This window comes from Ciceribacter sichuanensis (assembly GCF_024055605.1).
GTDB classification, from domain to species: Bacteria; Pseudomonadota; Alphaproteobacteria; order Rhizobiales; family Rhizobiaceae; genus Allorhizobium; species Allorhizobium sichuanense.
Genome location: NZ_JAMXLX010000001.1, coordinates 869,382 through 882,630, shown reverse-complemented (window position 1 = coordinate 882,630; position 13,249 = coordinate 869,382). Strand labels below are relative to the sequence as shown.

General features: G+C 60.7%; 15 protein-coding genes. 9 read left to right on the top strand and 6 right to left on the bottom strand.

Annotated elements, in window-relative coordinates:
* Nucleotides 1-38: 38 nt before the first annotated feature.
* Complete coding sequence (locus NBH21_RS04305; protein WP_252759571.1) at nt 39-470, bottom strand: VOC family protein; 432 nt, start codon at nt 468-470, stop codon at nt 39-41.
* A gap of 183 nt (nt 471-653) precedes the next feature.
* A complete protein-coding gene (locus NBH21_RS04300; protein ID WP_250912687.1) occupies nt 654-1,484 on the bottom strand; it encodes an enoyl-CoA hydratase in 831 nt (276 codons plus the stop codon).
* A gap of 108 nt (nt 1,485-1,592) precedes the next feature.
* Here NBH21_RS04300 and NBH21_RS04295 point away from each other — a divergent pair, with 108 nt between their 5' ends.
* From NBH21_RS04295 to NBH21_RS04265, 7 genes are all read left to right on the top strand, one after another.
* Nucleotides 1,593-2,021, top strand: coding sequence for a PaaI family thioesterase (locus NBH21_RS04295; protein ID WP_250912686.1), 429 nt, complete (start codon nt 1,593-1,595; stop codon nt 2,019-2,021).
* A gap of 275 nt (nt 2,022-2,296) precedes the next feature.
* Nucleotides 2,297-2,761 carry a 50S ribosomal protein L13 gene (gene rplM, locus NBH21_RS04290; protein ID WP_099057446.1) on the top strand — a complete coding sequence of 155 codons (465 nt, stop codon included), beginning with the start codon at nt 2,297-2,299 and terminating at the stop codon, nt 2,759-2,761.
* Between the two features lie 2 nt (nt 2,762-2,763).
* Nucleotides 2,764-3,231: a 30S ribosomal protein S9 gene (gene rpsI / locus NBH21_RS04285; protein WP_250912685.1), complete on the top strand. Its 468-nt coding sequence runs from the start codon at nt 2,764-2,766 to the stop codon at nt 3,229-3,231.
* 148 nt (nt 3,232-3,379) lie between these two features.
* Nucleotides 3,380-3,724, top strand: coding sequence for an antibiotic biosynthesis monooxygenase family protein (locus NBH21_RS04280; protein ID WP_250912684.1), 345 nt, complete (start codon nt 3,380-3,382; stop codon nt 3,722-3,724).
* Nucleotides 3,725-3,741: 17 nt separating this feature from the next.
* The gene (speB, locus tag NBH21_RS04275) at nt 3,742-4,695 is read left to right on the top strand and encodes an agmatinase (protein WP_250912683.1); all 954 of its coding nucleotides are present in this window, start codon (nt 3,742-3,744) and stop codon (nt 4,693-4,695) included.
* A gap of 69 nt (nt 4,696-4,764) precedes the next feature.
* Nucleotides 4,765-5,697 (top strand): N-acetyl-gamma-glutamyl-phosphate reductase, encoded by a 933-nt coding sequence (argC, locus tag NBH21_RS04270; protein ID WP_250912682.1) that lies wholly within the window; start codon nt 4,765-4,767, stop codon nt 5,695-5,697.
* A 141-nt stretch (nt 5,698-5,838) separates the two neighbouring features.
* Entirely contained in the window at nt 5,839-6,666 is an 828-nt protein-coding gene (locus NBH21_RS04265) for a DODA-type extradiol aromatic ring-opening family dioxygenase (RefSeq protein WP_250912681.1), read from the top strand.
* Between the two features lie 132 nt (nt 6,667-6,798).
* Here the strand turns inward: NBH21_RS04265 and NBH21_RS04260 are convergent, their stop codons facing one another.
* The 3 genes from NBH21_RS04260 to NBH21_RS04250 all read right to left on the bottom strand — a co-directional run bounded on the left by NBH21_RS04260 (nt 6,799) and on the right by NBH21_RS04250 (nt 9,117).
* Complete coding sequence (locus NBH21_RS04260; protein WP_250912680.1) at nt 6,799-7,266, bottom strand: cupin domain-containing protein; 468 nt, start codon at nt 7,264-7,266, stop codon at nt 6,799-6,801.
* Nucleotides 7,259-7,897 carry a TetR/AcrR family transcriptional regulator gene (locus tag NBH21_RS04255; protein WP_250912679.1) on the bottom strand — a complete coding sequence of 213 codons (639 nt, stop codon included), beginning with the start codon at nt 7,895-7,897 and terminating at the stop codon, nt 7,259-7,261. Before NBH21_RS04255 ends, NBH21_RS04260 begins: the two co-directional genes overlap by 8 nt.
* Nucleotides 7,898-8,013: 116 nt before the next feature.
* Nucleotides 8,014-9,117: a COX15/CtaA family protein gene (locus NBH21_RS04250; RefSeq protein ID WP_250912678.1), complete on the bottom strand. Its 1,104-nt coding sequence runs from the start codon at nt 9,115-9,117 to the stop codon at nt 8,014-8,016.
* A 128-nt stretch (nt 9,118-9,245) separates the two neighbouring features.
* On the opposite strand from NBH21_RS04250, the gene NBH21_RS04245 reads away from it, so the two are divergent.
* Both NBH21_RS04245 and NBH21_RS04240 read left to right on the top strand, forming a co-directional pair.
* Complete coding sequence (locus NBH21_RS04245; protein WP_099057439.1) at nt 9,246-9,455, top strand: DUF2842 domain-containing protein; 210 nt, start codon at nt 9,246-9,248, stop codon at nt 9,453-9,455.
* Nucleotides 9,456-9,584: 129 nt separating this feature from the next.
* The gene (locus NBH21_RS04240) at nt 9,585-10,853 is read left to right on the top strand and encodes a GNAT family N-acetyltransferase (protein ID WP_250912677.1); all 1,269 of its coding nucleotides are present in this window, start codon (nt 9,585-9,587) and stop codon (nt 10,851-10,853) included.
* 20 nt (nt 10,854-10,873) lie between these two features.
* Here the strand turns inward: NBH21_RS04240 and NBH21_RS04235 are convergent, their stop codons facing one another.
* A complete protein-coding gene (locus NBH21_RS04235; RefSeq protein ID WP_250912676.1) occupies nt 10,874-13,126 on the bottom strand; it encodes an exopolysaccharide transport family protein in 2,253 nt (750 codons plus the stop codon).
* Nucleotides 13,127-13,249 lie beyond the last annotated feature (123 nt).

Below are 13,249 nucleotides of genomic sequence, written 5' to 3'. Positions count from 1 at the left end.
CAGATCAAATACAACCTATTCGGGAATGCATGGGATCGCTATTCCGGCAAAGCAAGATGTCCATGCTCGTCCATCGGAGCGAACGGATTGTGCGCAACTTCCCATAGATGACCGTCGGGATCGGCAAAGTAGCCGGAATATCCGCCCCAGAAGACCTTCTCCGGCTTCTTCACCAGAGTGGCGCCGCAGGAAATCGCAAAATCGACGACGGCATCGACTTCCTCGGGGTTTGAGACATTATGGGCGAGCGTGATGCCGGAAAAACCGACGGGCGTATTTTCCACTCCCGCATCCTCGGCGAGAGCGGCTCGCGAAAAGAGTGCAAGCACGATCCCCTTGAGCTGGATGAAGGTTATAGCCTCCTGCGAAGCGCTCGACCGGCCCCAGCCAAGCCGCTCATAAAAGGCGGTGCTGCGGGCTACATCCGCGACACCAAGCGTAATCAAGGATATGCGGCGGTCGATCGACATGACTGCGTTCTTTCCTTCAGCCATTAACTTCCCGTTTGTTCTTCCTATGTTTACTTTTGGTTTTCGTAAATATTAGTGCAACCTTATGGTTGCAATCGTTCGTATCATGATCTTTTTAATATATAATTGATAGTTACAACAATATACAATTGAAACCAAAAGTAGCCACAGACCGAGGGAGAGTTACTCCCCGGTCCAGGTCGGATGACGCTTGTCGAGAAAGGCGCCGATACCTTCGGCGGCGTCACGCGCAAGCATGTTTTCGACCATGACCCGCGCCGCATAGTCGTAGGCCTCTTCCAGCGGCATATCGATCTGGTGATAGAATGCTTCCTTGCCGATCTTCAGCGTTAGCGGCGACTTGGACGCGATCACGGACGCGTATTTGTCCACGACCTGGGCGAGATACTGCTTCGGCACGATCCGGTTGACGAGACCGAAATCCTTGGCAGTGGAGGCGTCGATGGTCTCCCCCGTCAGCAGCATTTCCATGGCCTGCTTGCGATGCGCGGCGCGGCTGATGGCAACCATCGGCGTCGAGCAGAATAGGCCGATATTCACGCCCGGCGTGCAGAATGTCGACGTATCTGTACAAATGGCCAGATCGCATGAAGCCACGAGCTGACAGCCCGCAGCCGTCGCCAGCCCATCGACCTCGGCGATCACCGGTTTCGGCAGGTGCGTGATCCTCAGCATCAGGTCGGCGCAAAGCCGCATGGTTTTTTCAAAGAACGCCCGGCCACGATCCGGATCCGCACGATGGGCCGTCATTTCCTTCAGGTCATGGCCCGCCGAAAACAGCTTGCCGGAAGCGGCAAGGATGACAACGCGCACTTCGGGGTCGCTGCCTGCCGTCTCCAGCGCGACCATCAGGGCCTCCATCGTGGCGATGGACAGGGCATTGGCAGGAGGATTGTTGAGCGTAAGACGCAGCACGCCATGCGAAAGAGCCGACAGCACCGGCCCCTCTCCCGCCTCGCCTGCGCTCTTCTTGAACGACACCACTTCTGCCATGACAACCTCCCGGTCTTCTCGTTTTCATATTCGCGGAAGCCTGCCATAAATGCCGCTGGCTTTGCCATCGAAAATCGAAGCATTGGACAAAGGGAGGAACCGTCCGACATGCAGCCGATCATGACCGCCGCGGAAATCAACCAGTTTCTGGAAACGGATTTTCCGCAGATCCACACGGATGGACGCGTGTTCACTGTGACAACGGTGGAGCCCGGAGCGGTGACGATGACCTTCGACCCGTCGGATCGACATCTGCGACCTGGCGGCACGGTCTCCGGTCCGGCCATGTTCGCGCTCGCCGATGTCTGCGCCTATGCCGCGGTACTCGCCCATATCGGACCGATGGCTCTTGCCGTCACCACCAGCCTCAACATCAACTTCCTTCGCCTGCCGAAGCCCCAGTCGATCACATGCACATGCCGCATCCTGAAGCTCGGCAAACGGCTTGCGGTCATCGACGCCATCCTCGGTCAGGAGGGAGGTTCCGAGCCGATCGCCCAGGCGACCGCCACCTATTCCATTCCGCCGAGGGGCTGAAAGAGCCGAAATGCAGCCGATTCCATGCCCTCGTCGCCATCCGGAAATGAGGTAAAATAATACCCCATTTACATGGTATTGTTTTTGCTACATTTTTCCGAAGATCGCAGAAATCTGGCACTATTGACCGCAACACAGCCTCAGCTTATACACCGCGCAAGTTTGCGGCCCGCTCGGACCGCATTCTTTTTTCGTGCATCAGATGTACGAAACCAAGCAACAAGAAACGCCCGATCGCCTCACGGTGCGCGGGTCCAAAACGGAAAGATAACACCATGTCTACCTTCGTTCAGAAGCCCGCCGAGGTGGAGAAGAAGTGGATCATCATCGATGCCGAAGGCCTCGTTGTCGGTCGCCTCGCCTCCCTCATCGCCATGCGCCTGCGCGGCAAGCACAAGGCCACCTACACCCCCCACGTTGACGACGGCGACAACGTCATCGTCATCAATGCCGAGAAGGTCGCCCTGACCGGCAAGAAGTATTCCGACAAGAAGTACTACTGGCACACCGGTTATCCGGGCGGCATCAAGGAGCGCACGGCTCGCCAGATCATCGAAGGCCGCTTCCCGGAGCGCGTCATCGAGAAGGCTGTCGAACGCATGGTTCCGCGCGGCCCGCTCGGCCGTCGCCAGATGAAGAACCTGCGTGTTTATGCCGGTTCCAACCATCCCCATGAAGCCCAGCAGCCGGTTGCCCTCGACGTGGCCAAGCTGAACAGCAAGAACGTAAGGAGCGCCTGATAATGGCTGACCTCTCTTCCCTGAAGGACCTCGGCACCACCGAGCAGGCCGCCGCTCCGGCGCATGTCCGTAAGGTCGATTCCCTCGGCCGCTCCTACGCTACCGGCAAGCGCAAGAACGCTGTCGCCCGCGTATGGGTAAAGCCAGGTTCCGGCAAGATCACCGTCAACGGCCGTGACTTCACGACCTATTTCGCCCGTCCGGTTCTGCAGATGATCCTGCAGCAGCCGATCGTCGCTGCTGCCCGCACCGGTCAGTTCGACATCATCGCTACCGTTACCGGCGGTGGTCTCTCCGGTCAGGCCGGTGCCGTTCGTCACGGCCTGTCCAAAGCTCTCACCTACTTCGAACCGGGCCTGCGCTCGATCCTGAAGAAGGGTGGCTTCCTGACCCGCGACAGCCGCGTTGTCGAACGCAAGAAGTACGGCAAGGCCAAGGCCCGTCGTTCGTTCCAGTTCTCCAAGCGTTAATCGCTGGAAATCCGGAAACGGAATTCAAGGCGGGGCTTCGGCTCCGCCTTTTTTCGTTTCGGGCGATCCATCAGGATTTCGAATTGGTGCATCACGCTGTCATCACAAAGATCGAACGCAGAAACCTCAACCTGCCGGAATCCGCCACATGCCGACAACGACCGCCTCCCCCTTTGCACACCTGCCCGAACCACCTTATTACGTGGTCATATTTTCCTCGCGCCGCACCGAAGGCGATAACGGCTATGGCAACATGGCGGAGACGATGGCCAGACTCGCCAGCGAGCAGCCGGGATATCTCGGGGTAGAGAGCGTGAGTGACGCCGACGGTTTCGGCATCACCAATTCCTACTGGGCGGACGAGGAGAGCATTCGAGCATGGAAGGCCGTGGTTTCCCACGCCGCCGCACAGAAGTTCGGACGCGAGCGTTGGTACGAGGAATATCAGGTCCGGGTGGCACGAGTGGAACGCGCCTACGGTTTTGCAGGATAAGAAAGAGGGAAACGACAATGGCGAGCAAATCCATCGACAATGCCTTCACCGCCAGGACAGTTCGCGGCGCGGCGACAGATCCGACCTATGCCGGCGCACTTTCCTTCATGCGCCGCAAGTTCTCGAAGTCGCTGAAGGATGTCGATGCGGTCGTCCTCGGCATTCCCTTCGACGCCGCCGTATCCAACCGGCCCGGGGCCCGCTTCGGGCCGCAGGCGATCCGGCGCGCCTCCGCGATCTTCGACAACGATCCGCAATATCCGTTTTCCCGCGACCTCTTCGAAAAGATGGCGGTTGTCGATTATGGCGACGTCCTGCTCGACTACGGCAATCACCAGAAAACGCCCGGCCTGATCGAGAAGGAAGCCGCAAAGATCATTGCGTCCGGCGCCTATCTGCTCGGCCTCGGCGGCGATCACTTCGTAACCTGGCCGCTTCTCAAGGCCCATGCTGCCAAGCATGGGCCGCTGGCGCTCGTGCATTTCGACGCCCATCAGGACACCTGGGATGACGATGGCAAGCGGATCGACCACGGGTCATTCGTCTGCCGCGCCGTACGCGAAGGCGTGATCGACCCGACCCATTCCATCCAGATCGGCATCCGGACCCACGCGCCGGAGGATTTCGGTATCCGCATCCTGCACGGCTACGAAGTCGAGGACCTCAGCGCACAGACGATCGCCGACCGTATCCTCGCCCATGTCGGCAGGAAGCCCTGCTATCTCACCTTTGACATCGACTGCCTCGACCCGGCATTCGCCCCGGGAACCGGAACGCCGGTTGCCGGTGGCCCTTCCTCGGCCAAGATGCTCTCGGTTCTGCGCAAACTCGGACCGCTCGACATTCGCGGCTCCGATATCGTCGAGGTAGCACCCGCCTACGACCACGCGGACATCACCGCCATTGCGGGCGCGACGGTCGCGATGTATATGCTCGGCCTGCGCGCCGAGAAGCTTGCGACACGCACCTGACATATTGATCCAGCATTCTACGAAACAGATTCCGGAATTTCCACCAACCTCCTGACAGGGGACGATAAAATGACAGCGAAGATCTTCATCGACGGCGAACATGGCACCACGGGACTGCAGATCCGCACCCGCATGGCCGGCCGCCGCGACGTCGAACTGCTGTCCATCCCCGAGGCGGAGCGGCGCAATCAGGCGATGCGGGAAGATATGCTGAACAGCGCCGACGTCGCCATTCTCTGCCTGCCCGATGATGCTTCGCGGGAAGCGGTGCAGATGGTTTCCGGCAACAACAAGGTCCGGATCATCGACACCTCAACGGCCTTCCGTATCGCCCCGGACTGGGCCTATGGTTTTGCCGAGATGGACAAGGCGCAGACTGAAAAGATCCGCTCCTCCCGTTTCGTCGCCAATCCCGGCTGCTACCCGACCGGCGCAATCGGCCTCATCCGGCCGCTTCGCGCTGCCGGCATCCTGCCTGACGGTTATCCGGTCACGGTCAACGCGGTCTCCGGTTACACCGGTGGCGGCAAGCAGATGATCGCCCAAATGGAAGACCAGAGCCGGCCCGACGCCATCACGGCCAACAACTTCCTTTACGGGCTGACGCTAAAGCACAAGCATGTGCCGGAGATGAAGACCCACGGCCTGCTCGACCGCGCGCCGCTTTTTTCGCCGTCGGTCGGTCGTTTTGCGCAGGGCATGATCGTGCAGGTGCCGCTTTTCCTCGATGACCTGAAGGACGGCGCGACGATCGAGACGATCCATGCGGCCCTTGTCGCGCATTATGCCGGGCAGGACATCGTCAGCGTCGTCTCGCTTGAGGACAGCGCCAAGCTCGCTCGGATCGATGCCGAGGAACTGACAGGTCAGGACACGATGAAGCTCTTCGTGTTCGGCACGCAGGGCGGCCCGCATGTCAATCTTGTCGCGGTTCTGGACAATCTCGGCAAGGGTGCTTCCGGTGCAGCCGTCCAGAACATGGACCTGATGCTTTCCGCCTGAGGCTCGGCTTCAACGTTCGCAAAAATTGACGAACGGCAGCCTTGCCGTTCACCCTGAGTGAACGATTCGTCTTCTGAACGACGGATCGTTTGACCTTGGCGATCTTGCTATATTCCGCCTCATCAACAGATGAGGCACGAAATGAGCGACACCCGTTTTCCGGTCTATTTCATCCCCCATGGCGGTGGTCCTTGGCCCTTCATGCAGTTTCCGGCGGGACCGGACGGCAAGAAGCCGTGGGCGGATCTTTCGGACTTCCTGAAATCGCTTCCGAGGGATGTCGGCCGCACGCCGAAAGCCATTCTCATGGTGTCCGGCCATTGGGAAAAGGAACCGGTGCCGACTCTGAGTTCGGCCAGCCGCCCCGGAATGCTCTATGATTATTATGGCTTTCCGCCCGAAACCTACGAACTCACCTACCCTGCTCCGGGCGCTCCCGATGTGGCGCACCGGGCAAGGCAGCTTCTCGAAACGGCAGGAATTCCGGCTGCGGAGGATGACAAGCGCGGCTACGACCACGGCGTCTTCATCCCGCTGATGGTCGCCTATCCCGATGCCAACGTGCCTGTCGTGATGATGTCGCTCAAGAACACGCTCGACGTTCCGAGTCACGTCGCGATAGGTAAGGCACTGGAACCCCTACGGGACGAAGGCGTGCTGATCATCGGTTCCGGCATGAGCTACCACAATATGCGGATGTTCTTCCACGACAATCCCGAGCACAAGCAGCAGGCCATCCGCTTCGACGACTGGCTAAGCGATGTGGTCGCAATCGAGGACCCGGAGCAGAGGGCGGCAAAACTTGCGACTTGGGAGCGAAACCCGGACGCACAGGCCTGCCACGTTCCTGACCACGACCACCTCGTGCCCCTGTTCGTCGCAGCCGGAGCCGCTGGCCAGGACGCCGGAAGACACATCTTCCGCGGCGAATTCCGCGGCAAGCCCTACTCCGGCTACAGATTCGGCTGAGGTCACAAGATCTGCTCTCGACAATCTCGGCAAGGGTGCTTCCGGGGCAGCCGTCCAGAACATGGCCCTGATGCTTTCGGCCGGAAGGACGGCGGCCCGCCGCCGGCCTTCTGTCGGAAACGATCCGGGACGTCACGCTGCAAGAATATGGATGCCGTAAGTCTCGGTGAGCGCCATGATGCGACCGATCGCCTCGGGCGTCGGCGGACCGGCCGGCGGCTCGTGGCTGGCAGCAGCCTCGAAAAATTCCATCATCCGGTCGTCTATGACGGACATCATCAGCGCCGGCGCCTGCGAGGCGTTACGATAGGCGTGCGGCGCATGGGCCGGAATGGTCACCACGTCGCCGGGTACGGCCTCGGTCTCGGTCGGCTTGCCATCGATCAGGGCCCAGATCGTCACCGTGCCCTGCAGGATGCGAAAGATCTCCGGTGAGGCATGGGTGTGCGGCGGCGTACCGCTGCCCGGCGGCACGGCCACGTCGATGACATTGAAGCCGGTGCCTTCCAGCCTGCCGCGCTTCATCACCTCGTCGCCCATCACCCACATCTTTCCGGCGCTTGCGGCCGGATGCACTTTTGCTGAAAAATTGTCATTCATTCCCGTCTTCCTCCAACCGTTCGTCCTTCGACAGGCGCCCTTCCCGTCTTGCCGCATCGAGCAGGGCACCGATCGCCCATGCGGCCGCTTTTCCAGCCTCCATTCCCGACAGACCCCAGTAATCCTTCATGGTCTGCCAGGCGGTGGCGCTGAAAAGAAGCTGGACCGTCGCTTCGATCTGCCTTGCCCGTTCGGGGTCCAGATTGTCCGTCACATCCGAGAGGCTTTTGCGGAACGCCGCCTGCCGCTCGCCGTTCGCCTGCAGGCGCATCTGCCGGCCGGCGCCGCTCGCATGGGAGGCGCGCACGATGCCCTCGATACCGTCCAGCGAAGCGAAGAGTTCCGGCGGCAACTCCACCAGATCCCGCTCGCTTTCCGGCCAGAAGCGCACGCCGAGCGAGGCGTTGGCGCTTTGCCAGAAGGCCGACAGCAGGCCCTCCTTGGTCGGAAAATGCCGGAAGATGGTGCGGCGGTTCACACCGCTCACCTCCGCCAGTTCGTCGAACCCGAGCGCATTGTCGGGGTCGGCTTCCAGCATAGTTCGCACGCCCGCGAGAATTTTTTCGCGGGTGGCCTGCGCCTGCTCCGCCCGCAACGGGCTCTCGTATTTTGTCACTTTCAATGTATTCATGTCATTATTGGTGACATCAACCGCAGGCGACGTCAAGCAGGAAAAACGGCGACGAAAAAGGCGGGCGGAATTTTATCCGCCCGCCTTCCGATGGGATTGGGAATGGGGTGGTAAACTCAGCGGCGCAGGACGACCGCCGTCTCTGGCGCGTATTCACCGTAAAACCCGCGCCAGTGGGCGATGGCGAAGCCGAGGACGATCAGGGCACCGCCCTGGTGGGCAAGGGCAGCGTCGAGTGGCACCTGCAGGAGCAGCGTGGTGATGCCGATGGCCGCCTGGATCGTGATCAGGGCGAAGAGCACAATGCTGCGGCGGGCGTGGGTTGTCTGGGGTGCGGCCCTCAGCGACTGGATCATGTGCCACAGCGCGACTGCCAAAAGCAGATAGGCACCAAGGCGGTGGACGTACTGAACCGTCTTGGGGTTTTCGAACAGATTGATCCACCATGGCTGCTGGATGAAGAGATCGGATGGGACGACCGCTCCGTCCATCAGAGGCCAGGTATTGTAGGCAAGGCCCGCGTCCAGACCGGCGACAAGCGCTCCGAGATAGATCTGGAACAGGGCGAGGAAGGCCAGCAGCCCGGCCCAGCGACGCGATGTCGCAGTCGGGGGAGCATCCCCGCTATGCGGCGACAAACCGCGCATGATCCACATGCAGGCGGCAAAGATCAGACAGGCGATGACGAGATGTGTTGCGAGGCGATACTGGGAAACGCTCGTAAGCTTGCTCAGCCCCGACGACACCATCCACCAGCCGATGAAACCCTGAAAACCGCCAAGAGCCAGCAACCCGACCAGCGGCCAGCGCAGACGACGCTCCACCTTGCCCGTCAGCCAGAAATAAAGAAGCGGCAGAGCGAAGATCAAGCCGATGCTGCGGGCCAGCAGGCGATGCGCCCATTCCCACCAGAAGATCGACTTGAACTCGTTGACCGTCATGCCCTTATTGATCTGCTGGTACTGCGGAATACGCTGGTAAAGCGTAAATTCCTCTTCCCATTCCGCTGCCGAAAGCGGCGGAATGACACCATGGATCGGCTTCCACTCGGTGATGGAAAGGCCGGAGTCGGTCAGCCGCGTGGCGCCTCCCACCAGAACGAGACAGAAAAGCGTGACCAGCACGACGCCAAGCCATATGCGGATCGCGCGTCGATTGCGTCCGCTGCGCTCCATTGCCTGACGAACCTGGATCTCGGTGGTGCTTGCCGCGTCAGTCATTCTGCCATCCTCGTTTATGCTGTTGATTTGCATCACTTGGCCATGCAAAACAAGACCTCTGCCCCGCTGGCGGGCATTCACGCCCGCTCCCAATAGGCCCGTTCGCAAGAAGACAAGAAGGATAGACGATGCCCGCCCGGTTGCGCTCGTTCATTGGCACGATCCTCATCATCATCCTCGTCGTCGTCTATGCGATCGTCGCGACCACCATCGCCTCGAGCCTGCTCGCGACCTCGCCGTGGTGGGTGCATCTCCTCTACTTCCTGCTGTCCGGCCTGCTGTGGATCCTGCCGGCCATGCTGATCATCAAGTGGATGGCCGGCCCCGTCCGCAAATGACTGAAGCCGCGGCAGTTAACCGACCGATAACCGCACTCGGCGGAAAAACTGCGGCGAAGCCTGTTCGCTAACCGATTTTCTGCGCGCCTAGGCTAGTCTCCCCACAGTCTCGTCGGACGGGAGAGTATTGTGCAGACATCGCCGGTGGAATTTCCAAGCCTTGCGGCCATAGACCGCTTGAGCCGCACAGAGCATGCGGAGCTTCCGCACGCCGGTGTAACTGCAGCCAGCAGCGCCCTCGACATCACATTGCACGAGAGCATTGAGCCGCTCGAAAAGGAATGGCGCGCCCTCGAAGCCGACCCGATCAACTCGCTTCACCAGAGCTATGACTGGTGCCTCGCCTGGGCAAAGACCCATCGCAATCCGCTTGCCATCATCAGGGGCAAACGCGGTGCGAAGACCGCCTTCATCCTGCCGCTGGAAATCGTTCGTGCCAGCATGGTGCGGTCCGCGCAGTTTATCGCGGCACGATACAACAACATCAACAGCGGACTGTTTTCCGCCGATTTTCGGGTGGAATCGAATGCCGCTGAGGCCACGCAGATCGCGCAGGCGATCACTGGTCTGCTTGCCGGCAAGGCCGATCTCGTCAACCTGCAAAACATCCCGCTGGAATGGCGCGGCGAGAAAAGCCCGTTTGCGGCGCTCCCTGCTATTGAAAACCAGAATCACGCCTTCCAGCTGCCGCTGACGACGGATTTCCAGAAGACCATCGGGCAATTGAACGCCAAGCGCCGGCGCAAGAAATTTCGCGGGCAGGTTCGCAAGATCGAGGCCACCGGCGGTTTCGAGCATTTCGTCGCCCGGTCGGCACGCGAAAAGACCGCCCTGCTCAATCTCTTCTTCGAGCAGAAGGCGATCCGCTTCAAGGCGCTCGGATTGCCGAACACGTTTCAGGCGCCCGAGACGCAGGCCTTCTTTCACCTGCTCCTGGAAGCGGACGGAAGCTGTCTCGATACACCACTGGAACTGCATGCCGTGCGGCTCAAGGGCCAGTATGACGGCAGGATAGCCGCCATTGCCGGCCTGTCACGCAAGGGCGACCACGTGATCTGCCAGTTCGGCTCGATCGACGAGAGCCTGCTGCCGGAGGCAAGCCCAGGCGAATTGCTGTTCTGGCTGATGATCGAGCGTTGCTGCGAGGAAGGGGCTGCGCTCTTCGATTTCGGGCTTGGCGATCAGGAATACAAGCGACGCTGGTGCACGGTCGAAACGGTGCAGCATGACATCCTGCTGCCGATCAGCGCCGCCGGTCATTTGGCGTCCTTCGCCCAGCGGGGCGTTGTTCGCACCAAGGCGGTAATCAAGGGCAATCCGCAGCTTTATTCATTCATCCAGAGACTGCGGGCGCATGCCGACGACATGCCGACACAGGCGACCGGCACCGACGATTAAGCCTGTCAGGCCGAGATATTTCAGGCAGCGTCGCGTTTGCTCTGCCCTGCCGAAGCCGTGGCCTTGCCGGTCATCAAAACGAGATCGGTATAGCCGACCTTTTCGAAGGCTTCCATGATTCGGACTAGTTCTTCCATGTCCGGCTCGGGCGCCGACAGGATGATTTCCTGTTCGCCGCTCCGGCTCAGACGCGCAATGCCCTGAACATCGGCAGGACCGCATTCGACCAGCACCAGATCATAGGCTTCCGATAGCGCATCTGTGATCATCGAGAGGCGATCGGCACCACGCATGGCCTGCCGGATATCGGCATTGCCCTGCGGCACGATGTCGGCGTCGGAAAGGCGATCCGGGTGGATCGTCTCGAAGAAGGGGGCCGTGCCGCACAACAGATCGGTGATGCCCGGAAGGTCCCGGCGCGAAGCCATCAGCCAGGTCGGACACGCCGAACCCGTCATGTCGATCAGCACGACCTTCAAGCCTCGCTCCGCAACCTCACGCGCCAGCATCACGGTCGCCGTCGAACCTTCGTCACCAGAGGGCGAGATGACCAGCGCGACCCCGACGCGATCATCCACCAGATAACGGGCGACGGCCTCGATGGAGAATTCGTCCGCCGGCTCTTCCTCCGAAAACTCAAGCGTCTGCTCCATTTCTTCCGCCGGTTCATCGTCCGGGGCGACGGAAAGCAGGCTTGCCGGAAGCTCCTCGTGAGCAACGGCAACGGGAGCGTGCGAAACCGTCGCCTCGGGCACCACCGGTCTTTCGACGGCGGCGGCTCGCGGCATGGCAACCGGTTCGGCGGAGGGAGTGTCATCGACCTTGTCCCTCGCCTCGGCACGAGCATGCGACGGCACCGAAATCTCGCCTTCAACCGCACGGAGCGCCCGACCGCTGAACAGTTCCGACAACATCACGACAATGGCGCTCAGAATGAATGCGGCGAGCGCCACGACGATGGTAATCGGCAGAACTTTGGGAAAGTTCGGCTCGTTCGGCTCAACGGCCTGCGATACAAGGCGGGCATCCGCCGGGCTCGCATCCTTGGCCATTCGGGTGGTCGCCTCGCGATAGCGGGCCAGGTAGGTCTCGAGGAGCTGGCGCTGGGCGGTAGCTTCGCGCTCCAGAGCCTTCAGGCCAACCTCGTCCTCGCCGGCGCGCGCGGATTCGGCCTTGACGGTGTTGAGTTGCTGAATGAGTTGCGTCTCGCGAGCGCGGGCGACAGTCGCCGCATTTTCGAGCCCGGCCGCAACCCTGGCGGATTCGGTGGCAATCTGCTCTCTAATGCCGGCAAGCTGTGATCGAAGAGCCTTCATCTGCGGGTGCCCTTCGAGCAGCGTCGTAGAGAGATCCGAGATCTGCGCTCGGATGGTGGATTCCGTGCCCTTCAATCGCTGGATGGCCTCCGAGCCGGCAACAGCCTCAAGCGTTTCCGTGGAACGTCCCGCTTTCAGCGCATCGCGCACGTCCTCCGCCCGCGCCTCGGCGTTGGCACGCTCGCCACGAACGCGCGCCAGTTCGGCGGAAATGTCGCTCAGCTGCTGGGAGGAAAAGGTCGATGTTTCGCTGAGGGGCAACAGACCGGCGGAGGCACGATAGTCGGCGACCTTCTTCTCGGCCTCCTGTACCTTCTCGCGAAGGTTGGAGATTTCCGGCTCCAACCAACGCGCAGCTTCCGAATTGCTGTCGAGCTTTGCCCCGCTCTGGATCGCGCTGTAGACCTTGGCGATCTCGTTGGGAATGGCTGCAGCAAGCTTCGGGTCTTCTGAGTTGAACTCGATGCCGATGACGCGCGATTTTTCGACCTGATAGACCTGCAGTTTCTCCTGGAAAGTCTTGAGTACCCGTTCTTCGGGCGCCAGATCGAGCGGGTTCTTCTTCAGGCCGAGGAGGACCAGAAGGTGCGAGACGACGGAAGGATTGGTATCCGGGTCGAATTCCTCCAGTTCGTATAGCTTGAGATCGCGCACGACCTGCTTGATCAGGTCCACCGACTGAAGAAGCTGCACCTGGCTGACGATGTTCAACTCATCAAGAACGGGCTCGGCCGTCGTCCCTGCCCGGTCTGTCGCAGAGTAATTGGGCTGCCGCGGCTCGATCAGGATACGCGCCTCGGAACGATAGCTCGGCGAGATGAGGTTTGCTCCCGCAAAGGCAAGGCCACCGGCGAGCGCCGTGACCGCCAGAATGCGCAGACGTCTTTGCCACACGGCTCGAAAGAGCTGCGCCAGATCGATATCCACGTCCTGTTGCCCGTTGCCTACGCTCGACATGCCATACTCCCGGTACAAATCCGGACGGATAGTAAAGGAACATGGTAACCCAAGCGTTAACCGCCGTATTCTTAGCGAGGCGACGACTATCCTCTTCGCTCCAGCATCAATACCGTTCTTTAC